This is a genomic window from Arthrobacter sp. FW306-1B-G06A, assembly GCF_058781765.1.
Map to the genome: position 1 here is coordinate 135,185 of NZ_JBYSXB010000005.1, position 22,971 is coordinate 158,155.

The 22,971-nt window shown below is 63.8% G+C and carries 24 protein-coding genes and 2 pseudogenes; 13 read left to right on the plus strand and 13 right to left on the minus strand.

What is annotated here, in order from left to right; translation table 11 throughout:
* Positions 1 to 65 precede the first annotated feature (65 nt).
* On the minus strand, positions 66 to 944 hold the full coding sequence (gene rpsB / locus AC3WJM_RS04290) for a 30S ribosomal protein S2 (RefSeq protein ID WP_078105731.1): 879 nt from the start codon (positions 942 to 944) through the stop codon (positions 66 to 68).
* Between the two features lie 435 nt (positions 945 to 1,379).
* Here rpsB and AC3WJM_RS04295 point away from each other — a divergent pair.
* A pseudogene (locus AC3WJM_RS04295) lies at positions 1,380 to 1,892 on the plus strand (M23 family metallopeptidase); the annotation flags it as partial.
* A gap of 33 nt (positions 1,893 to 1,925) precedes the next feature.
* Here the strand turns inward: AC3WJM_RS04295 and AC3WJM_RS04300 are convergent.
* Positions 1,926 to 3,116: an acyl-CoA dehydrogenase family protein gene (locus tag AC3WJM_RS04300; RefSeq protein WP_492271254.1), complete on the minus strand. Its 1,191-nt coding sequence runs from the start codon at positions 3,114 to 3,116 to the stop codon at positions 1,926 to 1,928.
* 138 nt (positions 3,117 to 3,254) lie between these two features.
* Here AC3WJM_RS04300 and AC3WJM_RS04305 point away from each other — a divergent pair, with 138 nt between their 5' ends.
* The 3 genes from AC3WJM_RS04305 (at position 3,255) to AC3WJM_RS04315 (ending at position 6,739) form a co-directional block, all read left to right on the plus strand.
* Complete coding sequence (locus tag AC3WJM_RS04305) at positions 3,255 to 4,127, plus strand: SGNH/GDSL hydrolase family protein (protein WP_059387851.1); 873 nt, start codon at positions 3,255 to 3,257, stop codon at positions 4,125 to 4,127.
* Positions 4,128 to 4,231: 104 nt separating this feature from the next.
* On the plus strand, positions 4,232 to 5,776 hold the full coding sequence (locus AC3WJM_RS04310; protein ID WP_492271255.1) for a polysaccharide deacetylase family protein: 1,545 nt from the start codon (positions 4,232 to 4,234) through the stop codon (positions 5,774 to 5,776).
* Positions 5,777 to 5,890: 114 nt separating this feature from the next.
* The gene (locus AC3WJM_RS04315) at positions 5,891 to 6,739 is read left to right on the plus strand and encodes a DUF427 domain-containing protein (RefSeq protein ID WP_492271256.1); all 849 of its coding nucleotides are present in this window, start codon (positions 5,891 to 5,893) and stop codon (positions 6,737 to 6,739) included.
* Between the two features lie 93 nt (positions 6,740 to 6,832).
* Here AC3WJM_RS04315 and AC3WJM_RS04320 read toward each other — a convergent pair whose 3' ends face one another.
* From AC3WJM_RS04320 to AC3WJM_RS04330, 3 genes are read right to left on the minus strand one after another with little or no spacing between them, the layout of a single operon-like run.
* Positions 6,833 to 7,171 carry a putative quinol monooxygenase gene (locus tag AC3WJM_RS04320; RefSeq protein ID WP_492271257.1) on the minus strand — a complete coding sequence of 113 codons (339 nt, stop codon included), beginning with the start codon at positions 7,169 to 7,171 and terminating at the stop codon, positions 6,833 to 6,835.
* Positions 7,172 to 7,208: 37 nt separating this feature from the next.
* A complete protein-coding gene (locus AC3WJM_RS04325) occupies positions 7,209 to 8,210 on the minus strand; it encodes an aldo/keto reductase family protein (protein ID WP_284989385.1) in 1,002 nt (333 codons plus the stop codon).
* 35 nt (positions 8,211 to 8,245) lie between these two features.
* Positions 8,246 to 9,271, minus strand: coding sequence for a LacI family DNA-binding transcriptional regulator (locus AC3WJM_RS04330; RefSeq protein ID WP_492271258.1), 1,026 nt, complete (start codon positions 9,269 to 9,271; stop codon positions 8,246 to 8,248).
* A 56-nt stretch (positions 9,272 to 9,327) separates the two neighbouring features.
* Between AC3WJM_RS04330 and AC3WJM_RS04335 the strand changes: the two are divergent.
* Positions 9,328 to 10,062: pseudogene (locus AC3WJM_RS04335) on the plus strand (SDR family NAD(P)-dependent oxidoreductase).
* 264 nt (positions 10,063 to 10,326) lie between these two features.
* Here AC3WJM_RS04335 and AC3WJM_RS04340 read toward each other — a convergent pair.
* Positions 10,327 to 10,752, minus strand: a complete 426-nt coding sequence (locus tag AC3WJM_RS04340; protein ID WP_492271259.1) for a YybH family protein — start codon at positions 10,750 to 10,752, stop codon at positions 10,327 to 10,329.
* A gap of 514 nt (positions 10,753 to 11,266) precedes the next feature.
* Here AC3WJM_RS04340 and AC3WJM_RS04345 point away from each other — a divergent pair.
* Complete coding sequence (locus tag AC3WJM_RS04345) at positions 11,267 to 11,482, plus strand: helix-turn-helix domain-containing protein (RefSeq protein WP_284989387.1); 216 nt, start codon at positions 11,267 to 11,269, stop codon at positions 11,480 to 11,482.
* A gap of 143 nt (positions 11,483 to 11,625) precedes the next feature.
* Here AC3WJM_RS04345 and AC3WJM_RS04350 read toward each other — a convergent pair whose 3' ends face one another.
* From AC3WJM_RS04350 to AC3WJM_RS04365, 4 genes are read right to left on the minus strand one after another with little or no spacing between them, the layout of a single operon-like run.
* The gene (locus AC3WJM_RS04350; RefSeq protein ID WP_306962755.1) at positions 11,626 to 13,128 is read right to left on the minus strand and encodes an aminotransferase class I/II-fold pyridoxal phosphate-dependent enzyme; all 1,503 of its coding nucleotides are present in this window, start codon (positions 13,126 to 13,128) and stop codon (positions 11,626 to 11,628) included.
* Positions 13,070 to 13,390, minus strand: coding sequence for an aminotransferase class I/II-fold pyridoxal phosphate-dependent enzyme (locus AC3WJM_RS04355; RefSeq protein ID WP_306962753.1), 321 nt, complete (start codon positions 13,388 to 13,390; stop codon positions 13,070 to 13,072). Before AC3WJM_RS04355 ends, AC3WJM_RS04350 begins: the two co-directional genes overlap by 59 nt.
* A gap of 12 nt (positions 13,391 to 13,402) precedes the next feature.
* On the minus strand, positions 13,403 to 14,314 hold the full coding sequence (locus AC3WJM_RS04360; protein WP_306962751.1) for an NAD(P)H-hydrate dehydratase: 912 nt from the start codon (positions 14,312 to 14,314) through the stop codon (positions 13,403 to 13,405).
* On the minus strand, positions 14,298 to 15,056 hold the full coding sequence (locus AC3WJM_RS04365; RefSeq protein WP_284989400.1) for a histidine phosphatase family protein: 759 nt from the start codon (positions 15,054 to 15,056) through the stop codon (positions 14,298 to 14,300). Before AC3WJM_RS04365 ends, AC3WJM_RS04360 begins: the two co-directional genes overlap by 17 nt.
* Positions 15,057 to 15,652: 596 nt before the next feature.
* Between AC3WJM_RS04365 and AC3WJM_RS04370 the strand changes: the two genes are divergently transcribed.
* Together AC3WJM_RS04370 and AC3WJM_RS04375 are read left to right on the plus strand one after the other, a co-directional pair.
* Positions 15,653 to 15,898 (plus strand): DUF6480 family protein, encoded by a 246-nt coding sequence (locus AC3WJM_RS04370; protein ID WP_492260106.1) that lies wholly within the window; start codon positions 15,653 to 15,655, stop codon positions 15,896 to 15,898.
* 173 nt (positions 15,899 to 16,071) lie between these two features.
* Complete coding sequence (locus AC3WJM_RS04375) at positions 16,072 to 16,284, plus strand: hypothetical protein (RefSeq protein ID WP_284989390.1); 213 nt, start codon at positions 16,072 to 16,074, stop codon at positions 16,282 to 16,284.
* A gap of 121 nt (positions 16,285 to 16,405) precedes the next feature.
* Here the strand turns inward: AC3WJM_RS04375 and AC3WJM_RS04380 are convergent, their stop codons facing one another.
* The 3 genes from AC3WJM_RS04380 to AC3WJM_RS04390 form a co-directional block, all read right to left on the minus strand.
* Positions 16,406 to 16,645 (minus strand): hypothetical protein, encoded by a 240-nt coding sequence (locus AC3WJM_RS04380; RefSeq protein ID WP_306962748.1) that lies wholly within the window; start codon positions 16,643 to 16,645, stop codon positions 16,406 to 16,408.
* 401 nt (positions 16,646 to 17,046) lie between these two features.
* Entirely contained in the window at positions 17,047 to 18,108 is a 1,062-nt protein-coding gene (locus tag AC3WJM_RS04385) for a glycosyltransferase family 4 protein (protein WP_492271260.1), read from the minus strand.
* A 755-nt stretch (positions 18,109 to 18,863) separates the two neighbouring features.
* Positions 18,864 to 19,178 (minus strand): MerR family transcriptional regulator, encoded by a 315-nt coding sequence (locus tag AC3WJM_RS04390; RefSeq protein ID WP_306972560.1) that lies wholly within the window; start codon positions 19,176 to 19,178, stop codon positions 18,864 to 18,866.
* Between the two features lie 134 nt (positions 19,179 to 19,312).
* On the opposite strand from AC3WJM_RS04390, the gene AC3WJM_RS04395 reads away from it, so the two are divergent.
* The 5 genes from AC3WJM_RS04395 to AC3WJM_RS04415 form a co-directional block, all read left to right on the plus strand.
* Complete coding sequence (locus tag AC3WJM_RS04395; RefSeq protein WP_492271261.1) at positions 19,313 to 19,738, plus strand: Hsp20/alpha crystallin family protein; 426 nt, start codon at positions 19,313 to 19,315, stop codon at positions 19,736 to 19,738.
* 211 nt (positions 19,739 to 19,949) lie between these two features.
* Positions 19,950 to 20,372, plus strand: coding sequence for a J domain-containing protein (locus tag AC3WJM_RS04400; protein WP_492271262.1), 423 nt, complete (start codon positions 19,950 to 19,952; stop codon positions 20,370 to 20,372).
* A 268-nt stretch (positions 20,373 to 20,640) separates the two neighbouring features.
* Positions 20,641 to 20,916 (plus strand): hypothetical protein, encoded by a 276-nt coding sequence (locus AC3WJM_RS04405; RefSeq protein ID WP_306961453.1) that lies wholly within the window; start codon positions 20,641 to 20,643, stop codon positions 20,914 to 20,916.
* A gap of 474 nt (positions 20,917 to 21,390) precedes the next feature.
* Positions 21,391 to 22,149 (plus strand): HAD family hydrolase, encoded by a 759-nt coding sequence (locus AC3WJM_RS04410; RefSeq protein ID WP_306961451.1) that lies wholly within the window; start codon positions 21,391 to 21,393, stop codon positions 22,147 to 22,149.
* 173 nt (positions 22,150 to 22,322) lie between these two features.
* A partial coding sequence (locus tag AC3WJM_RS04415; RefSeq protein WP_492271263.1) for a hypothetical protein occupies positions 22,323 to 22,971 on the plus strand: 649 nt, incomplete at its 3' end.

Below are 22,971 nucleotides of genomic sequence, written 5' to 3' on the forward strand. Positions count from 1 at the left end.
ACCTGGTGGGCCGCCATCCTGTCAGTAGCTCCCCGCACCGAAATCGGCGCGGGAAAGGTCCGGATTTACTTGTCTGCTTCGGCTTCGCCGGCAGCAGCTTCGGTAGCCTCGGCGGCCGGTGCTTCGGCAGCTTCCGCAGCCGGAGCTTCGGCGGCCGGTGCTTCAGCAGCTTCGGCCTTGCTGCCTTCGAGGAGCTCGCGCTCCCACTCAGCCAGCGGCTCTTCGGGGGCCTCTGCAGCACCGGTTGCGCGCTGGTTACGGGCGATGAGGCCCTCAGCAACGGCGTCGGCAACCACGCGGGTCAGCAGGTTTACGGAGCGGATGGCGTCGTCGTTGCCCGGGATCGGGAAGTCGACTTCGTCGGGGTCGCAGTTGGTGTCCAGGATGGCAACAACCGGGATGTTCAACTTCTTGGCTTCGTCAACAGCCAGGTGTTCCTTCTTCGTGTCAACAACCCACAGAACAGAAGGAGCCTTGGTCAGGTTGCGGATACCACCGAGGTTGGTTTCCAGCTTGGTGAGTTCACGCTTGAGGAGCAGGAGCTCCTTCTTGGTGTAACCCGAGCCTGCGACGTCCTCGAAGTTGATCTCTTCGAGTTCCTTCATGCGCTGGATACGCTTGGCAACGGTCTGGAAGTTGGTGAGCATACCGCCCAACCAACGCTGGTTGACGTACGGCTGGCCAACACGGGTAGCCTGCTCAGCAATTGCTTCCTGGGCCTGCTTCTTGGTGCCGACGAACAGGACGGTGCCGCCGTGGGCGACAGTAGCCTTGACGAACTCGAAAGCGCGGTCGATGTAGGACAGCGACTGCTGAAGGTCAATGATGTAGATGCCGTTGCGCTCCGTGAAGATAAATCGCTTCATCTTCGGGTTCCAACGACGGGTCTGGTGTCCAAAGTGGACGCCGCTGTCAAGCAGCTGGCGCATAGTTACGACGGGCATGCCGACGCTCCTTCCGGCAGGTCATTCATGAGAGAGCCACACGGGCCGCTCTTACCCTGCCAATAGTTGACGGTTATTAGCCGGACCCGAACGGGCCTTGGCTCCTGGCATCCATTGCACTTCTCATCCGGCCAATGACTCGCCGGACCGCAAGAGGCACAATCCTCCGCAGCATTGAATCCGCGAGGATTCGCAATTGGAGGGTTGGATACGCGTAGTCAGCCTGGGACCCCCGCGCAACTGAATGAGAAGCGCTTCTAAACAAGCTTGAGGGCACAGCAAACTGCTCCACCAAGTGTACTACAGCGCCTTCGGCCTCTTGACCGCAAAAGCCACGGGTTCGGCCTCTTTCCTTCGGCAGATTTCCCCCCACCGTTTTCCACATAGCCGAACTTGCGGCTTTCGGACCCTGGACGGCCAACGAAGGCTTGTTCCATGAGCACCGCACATCTTCCAGTCTACGTTCTCTTGCTCGTTGCCCTCGGCGCGGCGCCCGCCGCGGCTTCGCCGTCGCCGAACCCAACCGCCTCGCCCGGCGTCCGTCCGGACTGGGCGTGGCCTGTCTCCCCCAAGCCTGCCGTCCTGCGTGGCTTCGACCCTCCGGACAAGCCGTGGCTGAGCGGGCACCGCGGAGTGGATCTGCAAGCAGTCGACGACGGCGTCTCGGTCGCCGCCCCCGCCGACGGCACCGTGCGCTTCGTGGGCGTCGTGGTGGATCGTCCGGTGATCACCATCGACCACGGGGACGGATTGCGGAGCAGCTTTGAACCAGTGGACAGCGAACTCGCAGAGGGCGCACCCGTGAGCAAGGGCCAAGCCATCGGAGTAGTGAAAACCGGCCACTGCCCGGGATCACCGTGCCTTCACTGGGGAGTGCGGAAGGGGGAGGACTACGTCAACCCGCTCGCCTTCGTCACGGATCTCCGGCCGTCTGTGTTGCTGCCCCTGGATGATGTGCTGTCGCTGGACGATGTGCTGTCGCTAGACGATCGCGGAAATCCCCGTGATCGCCCTCCCCGTCACAAGAGTATTGATTTCGTGGGTTCCCTCGTAGGAGTAGATCGCCTCGGCGTCGGCGAAGATCTTGGCCATCTCGTAGTCCGTGACAATGCCGTTTCCGCCCAGGATGCCGCGGCCCAGGGCAACACTTTCGCGCATGCGGGCCGTGGTGAAGGCTTTCGCCAGCGCGGATTGCTCATCCTTGGCTACCCCGGCATCCTCAAGCTGGGCGAGGCGGACCATCATGCCCATGGAGCTGACTGTGTTGCCCAGAATCTGAACGAGTTGTTGCTGCACCAATTGGAACGATGCCAAGGGCCTCCCGAACTGCATCCGTTCAACCGCGTAGCGGCGGGCAACGTCGAACGCGGCAAGCTGCTGGCCCACAGCCTGCCACGCGACCGAAAGCCGTGTGACCTTGAGGACTTTGTTGGTGTCCCTGAAACTGTTGGCATTGGCCAGCTTGAAGAAGTCCGGGACCACCACGTTTTCGAGGGTGATGTCAGCATTCTGGACGGTCCGCAGCGAGATCTTGTTCTCGATCTTGCTGGCCTTGAATCCAGGGAGGCTCGTATCCACCAGGAAGCCCTTGACCTGATTGTCGTCGAGGTCGCGGGCGAAGATCACAACCCAGTCCGAGAAGGTGGCGTTGCCGATCCAGCGCTTGGCCCCGTTGAGGATCCAGTTGTCGCCGTCGCGGCGCGCGGTGGTCCGCGTGCCTCCTGCGACGTCCGAGCCACCCAATGGCTCGGTCAGCCCAAAGGCTCCGATTTTCTTGAGGGAGTATATGTCCGGCAGCCAGGCGTCCTGTTGCTCCTGAGATGCCAACGCCTCGATGGAACCGGTGAACAAGCCGTCGTGGACGCCCATGAACGTGGCAATTGAAGCATCGGCGCGGGTTGCCTCTGCGTGGACAAGGCCGGCGAATACGTTGGAATAGCCTTGCCGCCTCACCGGACTGACCAGGTCAATCTCAGCAAGCTTGGGAATCAGGGCCATGGGGAATTCCCCGCGGTTCCAGCAATCGACGGCAATCGGCTTGACCTCACGGGAAAGGAAGGTGCGGATCTCCGCCAGCCGGTCCTGCTCCTTGCCCGTGAGCAATTGCTCAAAGCCATAGAAGTCACCCTCGGCGTACGGGAGATTCTCTAGGTCGATTGCTGCCTTGGACATGGCACTCCTTCACGTAAGTTACTGGTGAGTAACTTACAGCAATAACGGTCCCGCCACAAGCAACGGGTGCACCCCTCTTGACGGTGTGCGTCTTGCATAGCCGTGGCGCGTTAGGCCCGGTAGGAGCAGTATGGAGGGATGAACGCTCCCAGCGCCGAAAGTCCGGCGCAGGGAGGCTCCGTTGGTTCCGGGGCCCGCCTGCACCCGTGGAGCCGTTACGTGGCCTTGGGTGATTCGTTCACCGAAGGGGTAGGAGATCCGGAGCCTCGCAGCCCGGGGGGCTTGCGAGGCTGGGCGGACCGGGTCGCGGAAGAACTGAGTGCCGGCCACGACGACTTCGCTTACGCGAATCTGGCAGTCCGAGGACGGCTGCTCCATCAGATCTTGGATGAGCAGATCGTCCCCGCCCTGGCCCTGCAACCGGATCTGATCACTCTCAATGCCGGGGGCAATGACCTGATCTTCCGCAGAAGCGATCCCGACAAACTCGCCGCCCGGATGGACGCCGGCGTGCAACTCCTCGCCTCTACCGGTGCAACGGTTGTGCTGTTCGCCGGACCGGACTGGGGCGATACGCCCGTGCTGGGACACACCCGCGCCAAGGTAGCCATCTTCAACGAGAACCTGCGCACCATCGCCGCGCGCCACGACGCGGTAATCGCTGATCTTTGGGCCCTGCGTCAACTCACCCACCCTCGAATGTGGGATCCGGACCGGCTGCACTTTTCTCCCCTGGGCCAGCACACCATCGCCATCATGGTGCTCGATACCCTCAACGTCCCCCACACTTTGGAACCGATGACACCGAAAGACCTACCTGGGCGCACGTGGCGTGAAGCACGGACCGATGACATTATCTGGGCACGGGAGCACCTTTTCCCATGGGTCCTGCAACGTCTCAAGCAAAGAGTCTCCGACGACGGGCGGCACGCAAAGCGGCCGGATCCAGGCCCCGTGTTCGGCGCCTGGATGCCGCCCGGAACGTTCGTGGAAAACGAGCCACAGAGCTAATTAGCTACATCAGGCCCGATACCTAAGGGAGCGGCAAAAAGAACGAGTGTTGACCACTCGTTTTTGCGGCTACCTGTTGGCCGTAGCCTCGAAAGTACGCGTGTGTGAGCAAATCACAACCCGGTGCCGCCCGCCGGAACCCAGATCGGACTCCCTCTTCGAGCGGCACCTTCTTGGAAATCAACGAAGGATCACTCGGCGTCTGGTGCATTACCCAGGCTGGGGAGGAGTTGACCATGGGTGCCACGGATAAGCAACAGGGGGCAACTGTATCGCCGCTCGAGAGCCGCGCAGGGCCCGGCGTCTCCGGAATCCGGATCGTTAACCACTTCCGCAAACGCTGGACCGCTTTTGGCAGCACGGCGCTGATTGTTGCCGGCCTGCTGGCCGGAGTGGGGTTCGCCGCACCGGCGCATGCCGCGGCAAACACGGTGGTCTCGCTAACGTTCGATGACGGCAACGCGGACCAGTTGACGGCCGAAGCCACGCTCAGGAGCCTGGGCCTGGTCGGCACGTTTTTCATCACCACCGGGTGGATCGACCAGCCCACCTACCTGACCACTGCCAACCTCCAGCAGATCGCCGCCGACGGCAATGAAATCGGCGGCCACACGGTCACCCACCCGGATCTTGTGTCCCTGACCCCCGCCGAGTCGACACGGCAGATCTGCAACGGGCGCGTGGCACTGATGAACATGGGCTTCAAAGTCACCAGCTTCGCTTATCCCTTCGCTTCCGAAGACCCCGCCACGGAGGCCCTGGTGAAACAGTGCGGATTCAACAGCGCCCGCGGCCTGGGCGACACTTCCAGCAAGGACCCGGCCTCGGCGACGCTTCCCGCGGCAGACACCATCCCGCCGGCGAATCCCTACGTCACTGCGGCACCGGATGAGGTGGACAGCACCTGGACCCTGCAGAATCTGGAGAACCAGGTGACACACGCCCAAACGACCGGTGGCGGGTGGGTCCAACTGACCTTCCACCACATCGCCGTCGGCACGGACCCCACGCTGACGATCACCCCGGCCTTGTTCAACCAGTTCGCCACCTGGCTGGCACAGCAAAAGACCGCCGGTACCGTCGCGGTTAAGACGGTGGACCAGGTCATCGGCGGGACCCAGCAGCCCGCCGTTCAGGGCCCTGCCGTACCTCCCCCACCCCCTCCGGGGACGAACATGATTCAAAACCCCGGCTTGGAGACCCTGGTCAACACGATTCCGCTGTGCTGGGCCGCAGGCGGGTACGGGACCAACACCCCCGCCTTCGCCGTCGTCTCGCCCGGCCACACCGGCGCCTACGCCGAACAACTCACGCTGACCGGGCGTTCGTCAGGGGACGCGAAACTTCTTCCCGCCCTGGACCTGGGCGGTTGCTCGCCGACTGGGACACCCGGACATCGATATCAGCTGAAGGCCTGGTTCAAATCCACCGCGCCAACCCAGTTTGAACTCTATTACCGCGTCGGTAACGGGAATTGGAAGTACTGGACCGCGAGCCCGTTGGTCCTGGCCGCGGCGAACTGGACCCAAATCACCTGGACCACGCCTCCCCTGCCGGCCGGCGCCTCGGGGATCAGTTGGGGCCTGAACATCCAGGCCAATGGCACCATCACCACCGACGACTATGAGATGTACGACGTCGGCCCCTGATTTTCGGCGTCCCGGCTTAGCTTGGCGGCGGCGTGAACTGGCTGGCAGTGAACTCATCTACCATCGGCTCACGAGGACATTGACCCCGCATGGCCCTGCGCTCACGCTTGAAGCATGGCCACCAAACTATCCGGAGTGATCCTCGGGACCTTCCCGGAGCTGCGCTACGAACCCACCGCCAAGCGAATCCGCGCGACCCTGGGCGGGAACACTGTCGTCGACACCCTGCACGCGTGGCTGGTCTGGGAGCCGAAGCGCATTACCCCGATTTATGCGGTGCCGCAGGCCGAACTGCTGGCAGAGCTCAGAGCCGCCGGCCCTGCGGCCGATGTCCCGGAGCTCGGCGTCAGGCTGTCGGCAGGCTCACCGACGTCGCTGGATCCGCGCACCGGGTTCGGCCGGCACACCACCCCCGGCGAACAGCTCGACGTCGTGACAGGGACGACGACGGCGCCAGGGGCAGCGTTCCGTCCGGACGACCCCGACCTTGCCGGGTATGTCGTGTTGGATTTCGCCTCCTTTCAATGGCGCGAAGACGACGAGGAGATCATCGGCCACCCCCGCGACCCCTTCCACCGCGTGGACATCCGGGCCTCCTCCCTGACCGTGGAGGTCTCCCTCGACGGCGTCACGCTCGCCAAAACGAACGGTGCGCAACTCCTGTACGAGACACTGCTTCCCGTCCGCTACTACATCCCGCCCGGGGACGTGCGGCTCGACCTCATGGAGGAGAGCCCCAAGAGGACCGTGTGCCCCTACAAGGGCGAAGCCCGTTACTGGAGCTACCCCGGCAGCGAGGACGGCAGGAATGTGGCCTGGAGCTACGACACGCGTTTCCGCGACGCCGCGCAGATCCACGGACTGCTGAGCTTCTTCAATGAAAGGGTGGACCTGAGCGTCGACGGCCTCCTGCAGGACCGGCCGGTGACGCCGTGGTCCCGGCCGCAGGACCGGCGGGAATGACGGAGAGGATATTTTCCGGACGGCCCTCGATCAACATAGGCATGGCGCCCAGACCGATGGCGCTGACCGGAACGGCGCCGATAGCGCGCCGGTTCACAGCCCTGCGCCGACCGTGTCGACCCGGAGTTCGCCCATGCTGTCCCAGCCGGCGCCGTCGAGCTGGCGGCTGATGATCTCCGGGGTCTCGGCGAGGGCGGGCTGCATGGCCGTCAGGCCGGCGGCGAAGTGCGGGGCGTTGACGTGCGCTTCGGCGGCGCCGTCCTGGAAGGCTTCGACCAGCACGTACGTGGAGGGGTCATCGAGGGAGCGAGACCACTCGAACCAGAGGTTGCCCTCCTCGGCACGTGTCGCGGCGGTGAAGTCGGCCACGATCTCCGGCCATTGCGCGGTGAATTCGGGCTTGGTCTTGAATTTGACGACGATGAAGATCACTGGGGATTCCTTGAAGAAGTCGATGCGGGGCGTTGATTCAGGGGCGTTCGAGGAAGGACTCGACCTTGGCCGGGTCGCGCTCGACGAGGTCGCCGAGGACCTCATCGGCCTTGGCGAGAAGCCCGGGGTCCAGGACGACGCCGGCGGCGGTCGCGTTGTCCTTGAGCTGCTCGGGACGGGAGGCTCCGACGATGGCGGCGGAGACGTTCGTGTTCTGCAGGACCCAGGCCACAGCGAACGCGGCCATTGACAGGCCAGCCTGGTTCGCGAGCGGGCGCAAGGCCTGGACAGCTTCGAGCACAGGTTGCTGCATGTAGCGGTGCTCGGTCTTGAACGCGCCGCCGTCGGAGGTGAAGCGCGACGCCGTGGGAGCCGCGGCGCCCGGGGCGTATTTGCCGGTCAGGACGCCCTGGGCGAGCGGGGACCAGACGATCTGGCTCAGGCCGAGTTCTTCGCTCAGCGGAACGACTTCCGGCTCGATAACGCGCCAGAGCATGTTGTACTGGGGCTGGTTCGAGACGAGGTGGATACCGAGCTCCTTGGCGAGGGCGGCGCCCCTGCGGATCTCCTCCGGGGTCCATTCGGAGACGCCGATGTAGTGCGCCTTGCCGGCACGCACGATGTCCGCGAACGCCTGCATGGTCTCTTCGAGCGGGGTTTCGTAGTCGTAGCGGTGGGCCTGGTACAGGTCCACGTAGTCGGTCCGGAGGCGGCGGAGGGAGCCGTTGATGGACTCCATGATGTGCTTGCGGGACAGGCCCCGATCATTCTTGCCGGGCTGGCCGATCGGGAAGTAGACCTTGGTGAAGATCTCCAGGCCTTCACGCCGGACACCGTCGAGGGCCTCGCCGAGGGCGGTCTCGGCGCGAGTGCCCGCGTAAGCGTCGGCGGTGTCGAAGGTCGTGATCCCGAGGTCCAGGGCCGTCCGGACGCAGGCCGTGGCCGCTTCCTGGTCGATCTGTTCGCCGTGCGTGGTCCAGTTGCCGTACGCGATCTCGCTGACGTACATGCCGGAGTTTCCGAGCTTGCGGTATTCCATGGGATTCCTTGTTCGTTTGGGTGGATTGTGAAAGGTCAGCGGGAGCCCGCCCGGAGGCGGCGGGGCGGTGCGGTCGAGCCGCGCACCACGAGACGGGGCTCGATGCGCCCGACGGCGGCCGGGGCCCCCGCCAGGGCCGCAACCAGCGCTTCGGCTGCGAGGCGACCTTGCTCGGCGACGCCGTGGTCCATCGTCGTGAGACCCACGACGCCCGCGAGCTCGTGGTTGTCGTAGCCGACGATGGAGAAATCGTCCGGGACGCTGAGCCCGGCCCCGCGGAGCGTGGCCATTGCACCGAAGGCGATCTCGTCCGACGCCGCGACAAGCGCCGTCGGCGGTTCCTCCGCGGTGAGCAGTGCGGCCATGGCGGCCGCACCGGCGTCGACCGTGTTCTCCACGACATGCTCAAGGCCCGGATCCGAGGGAAGGCCCGCCTCGGCCAGTGCCTCTCGGTAGCCGAGGAGCCGCTCGGCCGGCGGCACGCCGCCGAGGGTCGAACCTGGACCGGCACGCAGGCCGACGAAGGCGATGCGCTCATGACCGAGATTGATCAGATGACGCGCCGCGGCGCGTCCGCCGATCCGGTCCTCCACCTGGACGGAGGACGCGCCCGCACTCTCCGAACCGACAAGCGCGAGGACCTGCCCCTGCGCCTTGAGCGACGCGAGCTCCTCCGACCCGAGTTGAAGGGCTACGACGAGCGCACCATCGGAGCGCCCGTGCAGGCGCGGGCTCGCGAAGAAGCCGGCCCGCAGCTCGACGGTGGACAGCTCAGTCAACAGGACGTCATAGCCTTCGCGGCTCAGCACCCGCCCGGCGGCAGCAATAACCTCGGCGAAAAACCACTTCGTGAGAAGAGGGACGACGACGGCGACGGTGCGCGTGCGCCCCGTCGCGAGGCGGGACGCACTCGGCGACGCGACATACCCCAACTCCACGGCGGCATCCCGCACACGCTTGCGCGTTGTCTCCGAAATGCCGGGGACCCCGCGCAGGGCTCGGGACACCGTGGAAATCGAGACGCCAGCGCGGTCGGCGACAGCCTGGACGGAAACAGTCATGTGATCAGCCTAACGTCCGCAAAGATTGGTTCGCAAGCGCTTGCGAACGCACCGTCGTGCTCACCGGAGCCGCATCGGCCCGGGGCATCGGCCGGGCCGTCGCGGACCGGATGGCCAGCGAAGGCTGGGCCGTGGCCATCCTTGACATCAACGGCGTCGACGCAAAAGCCGCAGCAGATGAGATCGCCGCAAGACACGGCGTCCGGGCGCTCGGCCTGGGCGCCGACGTGTCCGACAAGGACTCGGTGGACACCGCAATCGCCCAGGTGGAGGCCGAACTGCCGCCCATCGTCGGCCTGGCCAACATCGCCGGCATCAGCAACCCCACCCCGTTCATGGAAGAGACCGTCGAGGATGGGACCGCGTATTCGACATCAACATGCGCGGCACCTTCCTGGTCAGCCAGGCAGTCCTCAAAGGCATGATCGAACGCGGGTCGGGCGCATCGTCTGCATCTCCTCCATCTCGGCCCAGCGCGGGGGCGGCACCTTCTCCAAGGTCGCCTACAGCGCTTCCAAAGGAGGCGTCATCGGCTTCACCCGGGCTCTGGCCGCGAGGTCGGCGAACACGGCGTGACGGTCAACTGCGTCGCACCAGGTCCCATCGACACGGACATCATGGGCGGCACCCTCACCGAGGAACGCAAATCGGAAATGTCCCAGGGGATCATGATGGGCCGCGTGGGCACCCGCGAAGAAGTAGCCGCACTGATGAGTTTCCTCCTCGGTGCGGACGCGGGCTACATCACCGCAGCAACGTACGACATCAACGGCGGCCTCCAGGTCTCCTGATCGTTCACAGACACCAAAAGGTGCGCCCCCCGGCTTTTCAGCTGCGGGGGCACACCGACGGCCGTATGGCCGGGGCCGAGCTAGCGCCCTGGTGCTGCATCGTTGGTCCAGCCGTATCGGTCCCGGAAACCGAAGGCCCCTTAGCCTCGTCAACGAAAGTCGGATTCGTTGGTCGCGTCCTGGCCCGCGAATCAAAGCATCGGCGGGAACAGTCCGATCAGATCCTCACGCGCGGCGCGGCTGCGCCTTCGTGGATCGCAAAACTCACTTCGTGGGGCGGATCGGTCCGTCGGGATGCCGTGCCATCAACGGGTCGGCGTGGCGACTGACCACTTGCCATCCGTCGCCTTCCAACCGAAAAGTGGTCGTAACGCGCAAGTCGAAGGGCGACGGTTCGTCGCGACCGCCCACCTTGGTCTCCCAATGCTCGTGCTCGAACAGCGTGACAAGATCTGCGCCGACGTAACGCGAAACTTCCTCAAACCGAACTGGCCTGCCATCGCGGAAGTTTGATGAAGCGAAGTCCAGCGCCTGTGAAACCGCATCCCAGCCGCGCGAAGAGCTGCCGAAGGGATTCGCTAGAAGCACGTCCTCGCTCCGCGCGTACATTGCCTTGATGGGCTCCGGATCGCCCTCGGCAAATACGTGTAGTCCCGAGTGGTATTGCTCGATTACCCGCCCAATGTCCATGACTGCCCTCCGATCTGATAGATACACCAGCGTCGCTAGTCACACAAGGGCTGGATTCAAGGATGACCCACGTCCCTGTTGGAGGCTTTCGGTCGGAGTCGGGAGTGATTCCGACCGGATGGCTACCTGAGAACTCCAAAACGAGAGTGCCCCTTCACCGCGTTTCCGCAGGTCAGGGGCACTTTTCGGGTAGGGCTACTCGGACTTGAACCGAGGACCTTAGGAGAATAATTTCGCGTTTTTCATCAGTATTCGGTGGATGCTAAAAATGCCTAGATTCCGCGGCAGAATGGGCCAAATGGGCAATTTGAGGGCTCAACATTTTCCGTTGCGCTTCGTTGTTTCCGGTGGGTAAACGGTGGGCGAATCGGCTTTTCCAGGCGGCGTGCTACAGGATTCTCTTGCGACGAGCTTCACCCGCCCGGTCATGCGGTCTCCTTCTCGCGCCTCCATGAAGTAGGAACACAGCTGGCGCTTCCGCCGGCGACCAACCGTGGACACGACGGGGACACTTATGACAACGACGCCAGAACGCAGCGAAACACTGGAAGCTGCCGAAGAACAGTGGCTGAGCCCGAGGGACATTTGTGCCGAGTTGCACATACCCGAGCGGACGTTCTACCAGTGGCGGGTGAAGCACCTCGGTCCCCGCGCCTATCGGATCGGCCGACATCTACGGATCAGCCGGAGCGACTTCAACTCGTGGTTGTCCTCGCACCTGGAAGACTAGACCCTGCATCTTTCCTGTTTGTCGTTCTGACACCACATCATCGCTGGGCGGCGCCTGCGCGCAACCAGGGCGCGATGCGCCGCACGTGACTCGAAATTTCGTTCGGCGCTCCTACGTCGCTTATTTCCTCGCGAATTTTTGAATCACGCCCGGTTCCCCAAGTTGCGCTCCAGCCCCTCATGCCCAGCGTAGGTCCCCGTATCAGAACGACGCCGACATCCAATGGCAGCGGGAGGGAAGACGAACATCCTTAGGGCCTTCGAGGTGAGCCGTCGGCCGCCGCATGCGTCCTGGTGCCGCCACCCTACGCCTGTGCCTGGGTCAGGCCCCATCATCCCTGTCGCCGTTCTCCTTGCGCAGTTCCTCGGCGAGGGATTCATCTCCGCGGTTCTTGTCTGTTCCCATGTAGCGGTGCAGTCTGGGACGTCCGGCGCCTTGGTCAATAGTCGAGGGTGTGTCCGGTTTGGCCGGATCTCTGTCGCCGTCCCCGTCAACAGCCTCAGCGTAAGTACGCATCCTTTCTGTGCGGTAGTACTTGTATAGGCGAGCCTCGTCCGTTCGCCGGGGACGATCGCGGGAATCCCAGGCGGGTAGGGCGTGATCTGCTCGGCCGCCACGCGCCCGATTGCGTCGCGGGTGGGGATATCCTCGGCCGGCCCGAAAAACGCGTCCCACGGCAGGACAACGGTCTCCAGTTCGAGTTCGTGCGGGGCGGGCAGGTCCACAGGCGCTGCAGGAGCAATTGTGGGCGCGGCGCCGATGAGTGGCCCAAGGGCGTCCATCAGCCTTGACGCCGCGACGTCGTCGTCGGCCATTGAAAGCGTGGCCATGATCCGCCGGTGGTCGCTGAGCCCCATATCGATCCGGCAGTTTTCCCGGAGCCAGTCCGCCGCCTGGTATCCGCTGATGCCGGGCCCGGAAAGGTCCATAAGGATCTGCATCCTGTCAAGGTCGTGGGAGGACTCCACGGCCAGCAATTCGTCTTCCAACACATGGATTCCAGCGAGTGCGTCGATGTCGGCACGGAGCTTGCGGGCAAGTGCCAGGGCGTTTCCGAGCAGCTCGCTTCCGTGCTGGACCATTTGGCGGCGCCATCCGTCGATCGCTGAATACAGGATCGCGTTCGGGCTGGTTGTCATCAGAAGGTCCGCGCAAGCGGACAGATGCGCCGGGTCCACACGGTCGCCCTGCAGGTGGTGCACCGAACCCTGCTCGAACCCGGCACCCATCTTGTGCACGCTGACGACGTAGATATCCGCGCCGGGATTCATCGCCCACGTGGGCAGGTCATCATGGAAAGGCAAATGCGCACCCCAAGCCTCAGCGACGACCAAGGGCTTGCCGCGGGCGTGGCAGATTTTCGCAATGGCAGCAATATCCGCACATGTTCCATACGGGGTCGGGCTAACAATCAGGCAGCCCGCCGCCTCCGGGTAGCGGTCCCACATCTCCTCCACATCGGCAGGGGAAGGAGGGTGCGCCAGATGCAACTTTGGATCCCAGCGGGGCCGGATCCAACGCGACTGGATACCGGAGAAGATCAGGCCGGCGACAATCGACTTGTGGGCGTCCCGACTGATGAGAAGTTCACCCTTTTCCGGCTGCGACGGCGAGGATTGCCGCCTTGACGGAAAGGGAGCTGCCACAGGTGGAAAAGAACGCCTGTTCCGCTCCTACAGCCTCCGCCATGAGCTGTTCGGCCTTCTTCAGGTAACCGCCCGACGACGAGCGGTCATCCAATCCTGCGGAGTCCAACACGTCTGAACGGAAAGCCTGCGCTCCCAGAACCTCCAGCACCCGCGGATCGGCGCCCCGGCCTTGGCGATGAACCGGCGGAGTGAAACTGTAGCGATCCAAGCGGTGATACTCGGCCAAAGCATTTACTAAGGGTGCTTCGTTTTGGTCCATGGTCCCGTTCTATCACGTGTTCAGTTCCATCATGAGGGGCGGTAGTTCGTCGGCAAGTTCACGGGCGAGGTATCCGGGGCTTCCTTTCCGGCTGGCCAGTCTGTCGCCGGCTGCCGCGTGCAGGTGCGATCCCCAGCAGGCTGCCTGCGCATCCGTTGTTCCGCGGGCCCGGAGTCCGGCGATGGTTCCGGCCAGGACGTCTCCGCTGCCGGAAGTGCCAAGTCCTCCGGAACCGGTGGTGATCTCCCAGCAAGTAGTGGATCCGGTTTCCGGCGGGTCGGTGTTCCGGGATTGGGCAATGACGCCCTGGCAGCTGACCACCGCATGATACATGCCGGAGACTTCGGCGACGTCGTTGCGGATGTCTTCAGGATCCCGCCCGAGGAGAAGACCCAATTCGGTCGGGTTCGGAGTCAGAATGAGGTGCCCGGCCCAAGGCTGGATATCGGGCAAGAGTTGCTTCAGGATCCCCAGTGCGTAAGCGTCGAGGACGATGGCCTGGTCCTCGCGTATCCGCCCCTTGCCGGAAAGGTTCCGCAGTAGTTGGGCCGTTTCGTCCGGGTCATCAAGGCCCGGCCCGATCAGCACTGCGTCGGCTGCCTCCAGTTCCGGCTGCAACGCCTCGTGGGCGGTCGAGCGGACGGAGCCGGAGGATGTTTCGGGCAGGCCGATGACTCCCGCCTCAGGCACGGCCACCGCCAACGCCACGGCCGTGGATTCAGCAACGGCAAGGGTGAGGCGGCCCGCGCCGGCACGAAGCGCCGCGGTGCCGGCGAGGAGGACGGCCCCGGGTGTTTTGCGGCTACCGCCGATGACCAACACGGTTCCTCGCTCGAGCTTGCCCGAACCCGTCGGCGGCAGGGGCCAGTTCCGCAGAAGGGTGGGGGTCACCGGGATAGCTGGAAGATCACCGCGGACGGACATCGGCGTCGCTTCCGTGCTCGGTGAGGGTAACTCCTTGCTCCGTAAGATGGTCTGCGACGTTGAAGCTCTCCAGCATCCAGGGGCCGTGACCATCGACGCGGACATACCGCGTGAGGGAAGCGTTTAAAATGGTGGTTGTGCCGGCAAGATCCAGGAGCTCCTTTTCGGAAAGGCCTTCGAGAAGGTAACGGAACAGCAGGATCACGGCGTCATGGCCGACCACGAGGACCCGCTCTCCGCCGGAAAGTCGTTCAAGATCAGAAAGAAAGCTCCGAAGCCTCAGCACGACGTCGGTCCAGGACTCGCCACCAGGAGGCCTGTAGTAGAACTTCCCTAACCATCTGCGACGACGGGCCTCCTCGGGCAGCCTGAGCTCCACGCCCTTGGTGGTCAGCATGTCCAGAATGCCGAGCTCGCGGTCTCTGAGCCGCTCATCCACGAGGAGCGGCACAGTCCAGCCCGCCGTCCCAACGATAATTTCGGCGGTACGGCGCGCCCTAGCGTACGGGGAGCACCAGACCACGTCCGGGCACCGCGACGATGGCAGCCTGTTGAACGAATCACCTAAAGCACTGGCCTGCTCGTAACCGAGCGGGGATAGGTCGACGTCGGCATCCCGAGCCGGGACCTCAATCACTTCCGCGCCGGACACCCCGGCCGCCGATGCGGCCACGTTCCCCAGGCTCTCACCGTGACGCACCAGCATCAGCTCGACCGCTCCATGGCCGGATGGGGCCCGCATGCTTTCGCTCACAAGAATCTCCTTCGTCGAGACAGGGCCCGGACTGCTTCGATGTCGCCCCGATCGCCACACGATACCGACCACTCGCAGGAATGGCCATAGACGGTCCGTCCGGCGAGAATCCAGGCCGAGCTCACCTAAAGATAAGCATGCTGATGGTCTCGTGCTCTCCGCCTGCTGGTTTTAGTTTTAGAGACCCAGCACACTTCAACTGTCCCGGCTATGCACAGGGAACCGGGTGATTCCCCCGACAACCCGATGGAGGAACAGAGATGGCACAAAGCACCTTCCCCGTCGGTGACCAGCAGACCGACCGGCTCTTCCGCAGCGCGGAATCGAGCGCAACGTATCTTGACGAAGATCTTGCGCCGGCCCTTGGAAATCAGATGGTCGGCCGCCCGGACTTTCCTGGATCCCAGGACCTTGTATCCGGGTGGCCGGCTCGAACCTCAACCGCAGGACTACTCCGGCCGAAACAGACACGGTGCCCCCTCCCGGACCACGGCGAAAGCACGTACATCGGCCACCACCGCATGGAGGGGTTCAAGAACCCTGATCACCGAAAATACCGAAGATGCTAACGAAAGGGACAAGTCATGACCAGCCATGACCCAGAAGACGACCTGGGGACGTTCCGAGCGCCCAGCGCTGACCGGCCAGCCGGCACGGACCAGCCAAGGCACGCCAGGGATGATGACACGGACCGGAACCCCGCCGCGTCGGCCAACCCGGATCCCCGCGAGGGAAACACCACGGGACTGGAGCCCGGCAGCGGGGTGCCGCCAGGCGAGACCCCGCCTGCAGAGGACCAGATGAGCGGCGACCAGGGGCACGACGAATAGAAATCCGGGGATCGTTCAACCGGCAGTGGATTTCACCCGGTTCGAAGCCGACTTCGTTAGTAAGTATGCTGATTGAGCAGGCCTGAGGCTGGCGGCGTTCCCGCTGACGATCAGTAACGGGAAGCAGTCGGCGTAGTGTTCTTGAAAACGCCCCAGTGAGTGAGGAGCCCGCAATGGCCATCCCCGTTCAGTCCCGACTTAAGGGAACGGCGCCCTTGAAGCGGATACGGCAGGGAGACCGCGTGGAGCTTAACGGTTCGCCGTTCATGGTTATCTCCGTGTCCAGGAAGGGCAAGACAGTGACACTGGAGCTCGAAGACGACCACAGCCAGCGCACGAGCGTCGGCGGAGTGGCCAGGGCCAGGTTTCTGGTTCGCCGCCCGTAATCGTCCCGCCGGCCGTTTTCATGCCTGCGGAAAATCCGGAGCCGGGGAATCGTCCCGTGCCGGCCGGCTCTTACGGTCCGCCGACTGATTCGACCATCGCCCGAGCGAGGCGCGCAATTTTCTACGAGCTTCTCGGCGTGGGGACTTCGGCGGCGTCATCATCAGCTTCTTCGCCACCAACCCCATCAGGCTGCTGATCCTCAGTGCGATCATCAACGGAATCGCGACCACCCGGTTCCTCATCGTCACCGTGCTCATCGCCAGGGACAAAAGAAATCATGGCCAAGCACCGCAACGACAAACCCGCCGCCACACCACCACCATCATGGTCGTCGCCAGCGCCGTCGGCGATCTGGACCACGTCGCCGGATCATCGTGAACCTTGAGGCGATGACCCGGTTTGGCGTCAATCGATCTTCGGGGTGGCTGGCCAGGATATAGCCGGCCGCGGCGGGCCCGGTCATCGCCAGGTCGCGTCCACGACAGCTCGATGGTGCAGTCCACGGGTTCCGCGGGAAAAATTCTCCAGCGTAATGTCGTCCGGGAGGCTGGGGCCGATATGACGTAACTGCCGGACCACCAGCGGGCTGTCGTCCGGCCATTTGGCCCGGTCCACGGACGTAGCCTCGAAAGCATCGGGACGCTGGGGCGCGGTGTCGGCGTTCCAAGGCGTCGCGGGGAAGGACTCCTTAGCTCACGGCGCGACGGCGGCGCCAGGGACAAGTACGGCAAAGGGTTATCATAGCCGGAGAACCGGTTGACTTATAGACTTTGGCTCGATGGGACCGACTCCGGAACCCGGCCCCCGCTCTGCTCCTCGATGAGCTCGGCGAACAGCCGCAAATGGTCAGCCACCATACGCTCCGCGCTGAATTGCTGCTCCACCTGGGCTCGGCACTGCGCACGGCTCAGGCCGGCTGCCGCCGGGATCATGGCCGCGAGATCCTCGATGGAGGCAAGGTAACCGGTTACTCCATGGGCTACGATCTCCGGCGCCGAACCGAACGGCGTTCCCAACACCGGTGTCCCGGTGGCGAGAGCTTCAATCATGACCAGACCGAAGGGCTCGGCCCAATGGATCGGGTTGAGGAACGCGAGCGCTTCGCCCATGAGGTGGTATTTCTCGGCGTCGTCAGCTTCGCCCATGAAGTCCTCGTTGGAACCGAGGATCGGTTTGATGACTTCCTCGAAGTACTTGATCTCCTCCGGTGCGCGCATCTTGGCCGCGATACGAAGCGGCACCCCCGCCTGACGGGCGATCTTGATGGCTTCGAGGACCCCCTTGTCCGGGCTCATCCGCCCCACGAAACAAAGGTAGCCGCCTTGGCCGGTGCCTACGGGCACGGAGGAGAGATCGATGCCGTGGTGGATCACTGCACAGACCGGCACACCGGGCGACCGCGAAGCCTGATCCCGGGAGATCGCGATGATTGAGGCGCTTCTTCCGATCGCCCGGTAAACCTCCTGGGCCGCCGGGGTGAGTAGGCCGTGGATCGTCGTCACCACGGGCACACCCGGCGGTCGCCCGCAGTACAGGGTGCCGGCCAGCGTGTGGTCATGGATGATGTCCACCTCCCCGAGCCCCTCGTAAGCCCTGACCACGTGGCTGAGCTCGGAGAGGGTGAAGCCAAGCTCCTTCGGGTTCGAGGTTCTCATCCCCGGCACCCGGCGGACGGGGCACCGACTGTCCGAGGACGCTGCCAACAACACCTCATGCCCAGCCTTGGCAAACCCCCGCGCCAGCAGGTCCACGACACGTTCGGTGCCGCCATAGGTCACCGGGGGAACGGGAATCCATGGTCCTGCAACCAGTCCTATCCGCATTTCTTGCCAGCCTTCCAGGAAACCGGCCCGGACTCTCTCTCCGCACCGGCACGCCAAACTATCCGAAGGCCTCTGCCTAACCTCTGCACTGACTATTACCTCGGAGATGCACACAGGACAAGTGCTACTGCGGAGTAGGCAATCATAATTGCTTCTCATCATCGAGCGCGTCCGTCACCGCCACCAGGATCATCGGCCGGACCGGTCCATCCGTCGATTGGGGAGGACTGTCCTGTCTTTCGGGCGGGATGTTCCAGACCGTCTTTCTTCGGCTTCAATGACCGAGACCGGACGAGGGACCACCATCGGCCATCAGAGCAAGGAGGCGGCCGAGCCGCACTGTCTTCGCCCGATGGGGCCGTGGCATCCGTCCCCAAATGACCAGACCTGGGCGAGAGTCCGCCGGCTGGCCTCCTCCTTGATGAAAGAGAAGGCAGTGATGGCCGCCGTGCGGGAATCCGTCGACGGGAAACCCCTACGCTAGAGCCGCGTCAGTCTCGCGCGGGCTTTTCATCGCATCGTCCTTCACGGTGGGCCGCGGTCGAGCAAACAGGCCTGTTTCGGGTTCACCGGTAGCCACGGGCTGACCGCCCAACCGCGGCGGTCGGCCCCTGTTCTTCACCGTTCACCGTTCACCGGGTGTACCCTTATCACGTTCCCGGAACCGGACCGGGTCCTTTTGCTCCCGAGGTTCAGCGAGGGACCACCATGGAGACAGCATGGGGCGCGGCGCCCTCTCCGTTATTGCATGCTCATCATGACCGGGGCCGGGCGGTGTCCCGGGTAGCGTTCGCGGACCTGAGTTCCGCCTCGAGGCGCCGGTTGTCGGCTTCGAGGACCAGGACCATCCGGACGCCGGCAAGGTTCAGCCCCAGCTCCAGCAGCTCACCAATCCGCCGCAATGTCACGAGATCGTTCTCGCTGTACTGGCGGGTCCCGCCCAGGGTTCTGCCCGGTTCCAACAAGCCTTTGCGTTCATAGAGGCGCAGGTTCTGTTGCCCCGTTCCCACCAGCTCGGCGGCAACGGAAATCGCGTACACGCCCCTCCCCCGATCGTCGGTCTGTCCCATCGGGCACCTCCAAAATCCGTCGAAAATCAGGCTTGCCCCGATCCTTGCGCAGTGCTATAAGAAATATATACCAGCCACCATAGATCGGCTGGGTTGACAACAAAAAAGCTGCGATCTGCAAGGAGTGACACACCATGCTGATGCGAACGGACCCCTTCCGTGAATTCGACCGGCTCGCCGAACAGGTGCTCGGCACGACAACCCGGCCGGCGGCCATGCCGATGGACGCCTGGCGGGAAGGCGAGGACTTCGTGGTCGCCTTCGATCTGCCCGGAGTCAACGTGGACTCGGTGGACATCGACGTCGAACGCAACGTCCTGACCGTCAAGGCCGAGCGCCCGGACCCCGTCGGCGAGGGCACGGAACTGATTGCCTCCGAACGCCCGCGCGGCGTCTTCAGCCGACAGCTCATTCTCGGTGACGCGCTGGACACCGACGGTGTCAAGGCGAACTACGACGCCGGCGTCCTGACCCTGCGCATTCCGGTGGCGGAGAAAGCAAAGCCGCGCCGCATCGAAATCGAAACCACCGGAAAACAGCGCCAGGAGATCAACGCCTGACCCGGCGCAGCCTCACGGACCGGGAGCACCACAGCGGCCCACCATGTGAAGAGGGCGGTCGGGTTCACAGACCACGCCACAGCGCAGCCAGCGCACGGATGGATGAGGCCCCGGGGATGACTCCCGCAACGATGGTCCCCGGCCGAACAGGCCGGGGACCATCCACCTCCCACGAGAACACCCCGCATCTAAGACACAGAACACGCCAACGATGAGGAACAACCGCCCCGACCTTTATGGCATCCTGCATATCGCCCCCACCGCCACGGCCCGCGAGGTAACCCGCGCCTACCGCACCCTCATGCGCGGCCTGCACCCCGACACCCGGGCGGCCCATGCACCCCGTGAACACCCCAGCCTGGCGGAACAGCAATTACAGGAAGAGCTCCGGGACATCATGGCCGCCTACGCCATCCTCGGCAACCCGGAAAAGCGGGCCGCCTACGACCGGGAGCACCCGCGTCCAGCCGCGAACGCCAAGCCGCAGCGGCCCGACGCCGCCTCCGTTCGGATCCCAGGGCAGTTGCTTCCCGCCGCGTCGCTGCTGATCGGACCGGTCATCTGGGAGCCGCCCTCCGGACGGTCCCTGAGGTCGCCGGGCCGGCAGCTTCGTATCCCAGCCGCTACGCCCTGATCCTGCGGATTAGGCGTTGAGGGCCGAAAACCAACCACGCAATGGCAAAGGAGCCCCATGAGTACCCGCACCCACACCACAGTCAATTGACGCGCGCGTCCCAAGAACGCTTCGAAAAGCGCTGGGGCAAGGAACAGCGCCGCTCCAAGGAATTCATCTGTGAACCCAGCGCTGAATACCGTGCCCGGACTAGCCAGAAGCCTCCTGCCATGGTCCGGGCTCCGATAGATAATATCCGGACTACCAAATCAATTACCCGGAGTACACCATGACCCCTCCACAGATCAGCCAGTTCCTCGAGGACTGCATCATCAAAGATGACACGAACGATTCAGGACTGAACGCCGACACATTGTATGGGCTCTACGTCAGCTGGTGCTCCCTGAACCGCAAAGTCCCCCTCCCCGACCATGCCTTCCGCACGGCCCTCCGGATCGCGGGCCTCCAGACGGAAAAGAACGGCAAAGGCAAGAAGGGCATCTTCCAAGGCTTGCGCATGACAGGACCAGCCGCAGTGGACTATATCCTCAACAGCAGCGACTAAGCCCGGACACATAGCACCTGCGGCACGGCAAGTAGGGCAGTATGGAGCGATGAATGCGCCCACCGCAGCGGGGGCCGCGAGGCTGCGCGGAACGGGTGCCGAAGAACCGAGAGCACCGGCCCAGGGCAAGGAAACGCGCCAATGCCCGGTGTCACCCTTGCCGGGCATTGGCGCAGCTACCGCCGAGAGCATCTTCCAAGGAAATCACCCTCGTGCCGATCGTAAGCCGTGGACACGGTCCGCCGCCTGAGTACCGGCTACCTGTTTCTACCGTGAAGGGCCCGGGCTGGCACCATTCCTGGTGATCTGCGCGGCCTTCGCAAAAAGACGTCGGGCGTTCATTTCGGTAAGTATACTTACCATATTCTTCTGCACTCCGAGGGCCGGACGGACAAGGACCGCCCACCTACGGAAGCGTTGCCCGGAATCTCCTCGTGGCCCGCGGCGCGAGCAGCCATAGGAAGGTTGCCACTCATGAATGACCAATCGAAGAGCGCTAAAGACGTCGGGGTCCTGTTCGACGTGGACGGAACCCTGGTTGATTCCACCTATTTCCACACATTGGCGTGGTGGCAGGCCTTCCGGCAACAGGAACTGGATGTGCCCATGGCATTAATCCACCGCCACATCGGCATGGGCGGAGACAAACTGCTTGAACGGCTGCTCCCGGAGGATTCCGATCGGGATTTCCGCGCTACAGTCGAGCGAGCCCACGGCTCAATATTCTCGACCTTCTGGCCCGCTATCCGGCCCTTCGACTCGGCAAGGGCCCTCCTGCAATCGTGTGCGGAATCAGGATTGGCCGTGGCGTTGGCCTCCTCGGCACGCGAGCAGGATCTTCGGGTGCTCCGAAGCATTCTCGACGCCGAACCCTGGATCGACTGTGCGACAAGTTCAGCCGACGCTACTGAGAGCAAGCCCTCCCCCGACATTCTTCTGGCCGCACTTGAAAAGCTGCATCTAAACGCAGCAGATGTGGCATTTGTCGGCGATTCCGTCTGGGATGTCAAGGCTGCGGCCCGGCTCGGCATCGAAACCATCGGCCTCACGTGCGGCGGGATCAGTGCAGCCGAGCTTTTCGAAGCAGGAGCGGTCGAGGTCTATTCGGGGCCAAGAGCACTCCTCCACCGACTGGACGCCAGCTCCATTGGAATACTTGCACACCGGAACGATAGCGAGGAACTCACCAGTGGAGCGGCCCCGGGCACGCCAACGGACGACGCGTCGCGATAGTCGCCGCAGGAAGTATCGTCCGACCCGGACCATTCCCCGTTCGGTTCGCGGACTTCTCCCCGCTGGATTGGCGGACAGGGGGTTCCGCTCGGAAGCTAAGCATGCTTACTATCTTAACTGCCAGTATTTCTGGTTCTTGATCCGCAGCAGACCTTCTTGGAAAGAGAGCGAAGATGACAGAGAACCAATGGGACGGGAATTACACGCCCCCGCCGGCCATCGAGCAACCAGCGGGTAAGCACGTACCCCCGCCGCATAACCAGAACAACGGCATCCCGTCGACGGAAACCATCAAAAACGAAGCAGGGAACGTGGCTGCGCAGGCCGAGGACTCTGCGAAGAACGTGGTCGAAACCGCGAAATCCGAAGTCGCGGACGTTGCCTCTGAAGTGAACTCGAGCGCAAGGGAGCTGCTGGACCAGGCCAGGCTGGACCTGACGGACCAAGCCGGAAAGCAGCAGCAAAAAGTGGCCGCAGGCCTTCGGTCCATCTCGGAGGAACTGCAATCCATGGCCACCGCCTCGGAGCAACCCGGCGTTGCAACGGATTTGGTGCGGCAAGCCGCCGAACGGTCTTCATCCGTGGCGACATGGCTGGAGGACCGGGATCCGGGCTCCCTCCTGGCCGAAGTGAAGACCTTCGCGCGGCAGCGTCCTGGCGCGTTTCTCCTCCTGGCCGCCGGAGCAGGCATCCTCGCCGGCCGACTGAGCCGTGGACTGAGCGCCGGCGCCGACGGCTCCCCGCAAGGATCGGCCCCCGCACGTGCCCCCATCCAACCCACGCACGAGGCCAAGCCTTTCGTCCCCGGACCAGGGATGACAG

What these genes read in the sequence shown, in the direction of transcription:
- rpsB (WP_078105731.1), bottom strand. Translation starts at nt 944, where the DNA reads ATGCCCGTCGTAACTATGCGCCAGCTGCTTGACAGCGGCGTCCACTTT.
- AC3WJM_RS04300 (WP_492271254.1), bottom strand. Translation starts at nt 3,116, where the DNA reads ATGTCCAAGGCAGCAATCGACCTAGAGAATCTCCCGTACGCCGAGGGT.
- AC3WJM_RS04305 (WP_059387851.1), top strand. Translation starts at nt 3,255, where the DNA reads ATGAACGCTCCCAGCGCCGAAAGTCCGGCGCAGGGAGGCTCCGTTGGT.
- AC3WJM_RS04315 (WP_492271256.1), top strand. Translation starts at nt 5,891, where the DNA reads ATGGCCACCAAACTATCCGGAGTGATCCTCGGGACCTTCCCGGAGCTG.
- AC3WJM_RS04325 (WP_284989385.1), bottom strand. Translation starts at nt 8,210, where the DNA reads ATGGAATACCGCAAGCTCGGAAACTCCGGCATGTACGTCAGCGAGATC.
- AC3WJM_RS04330 (WP_492271258.1), bottom strand. Translation starts at nt 9,271, where the DNA reads ATGACTGTTTCCGTCCAGGCTGTCGCCGACCGCGCTGGCGTCTCGATT.
- AC3WJM_RS04340 (WP_492271259.1), bottom strand. Translation starts at nt 10,752, where the DNA reads ATGGACATTGGGCGGGTAATCGAGCAATACCACTCGGGACTACACGTA.
- AC3WJM_RS04345 (WP_284989387.1), top strand. Translation starts at nt 11,267, where the DNA reads ATGACAACGACGCCAGAACGCAGCGAAACACTGGAAGCTGCCGAAGAA.
- AC3WJM_RS04355 (WP_306962753.1), bottom strand. Translation starts at nt 13,390, where the DNA reads ATGGACCAAAACGAAGCACCCTTAGTAAATGCTTTGGCCGAGTATCAC.
- AC3WJM_RS04360 (WP_306962751.1), bottom strand. Translation starts at nt 14,314, where the DNA reads ATGTCCGTCCGCGGTGATCTTCCAGCTATCCCGGTGACCCCCACCCTT.
- AC3WJM_RS04365 (WP_284989400.1), bottom strand. Translation starts at nt 15,056, where the DNA reads ATGCGGGCCCCATCCGGCCATGGAGCGGTCGAGCTGATGCTGGTGCGT.
- AC3WJM_RS04370 (WP_492260106.1), top strand. Translation starts at nt 15,653, where the DNA reads ATGACCAGCCATGACCCAGAAGACGACCTGGGGACGTTCCGAGCGCCC.
- AC3WJM_RS04375 (WP_284989390.1), top strand. Translation starts at nt 16,072, where the DNA reads ATGGCCATCCCCGTTCAGTCCCGACTTAAGGGAACGGCGCCCTTGAAG.
- AC3WJM_RS04385 (WP_492271260.1), bottom strand. Translation starts at nt 18,108, where the DNA reads ATGCGGATAGGACTGGTTGCAGGACCATGGATTCCCGTTCCCCCGGTG.
- AC3WJM_RS04390 (WP_306972560.1), bottom strand. Translation starts at nt 19,178, where the DNA reads ATGGGACAGACCGACGATCGGGGGAGGGGCGTGTACGCGATTTCCGTT.
- AC3WJM_RS04395 (WP_492271261.1), top strand. Translation starts at nt 19,313, where the DNA reads ATGCTGATGCGAACGGACCCCTTCCGTGAATTCGACCGGCTCGCCGAA.
- AC3WJM_RS04400 (WP_492271262.1), top strand. Translation starts at nt 19,950, where the DNA reads ATGAGGAACAACCGCCCCGACCTTTATGGCATCCTGCATATCGCCCCC.
- AC3WJM_RS04405 (WP_306961453.1), top strand. Translation starts at nt 20,641, where the DNA reads ATGACCCCTCCACAGATCAGCCAGTTCCTCGAGGACTGCATCATCAAA.
- AC3WJM_RS04410 (WP_306961451.1), top strand. Translation starts at nt 21,391, where the DNA reads ATGAATGACCAATCGAAGAGCGCTAAAGACGTCGGGGTCCTGTTCGAC.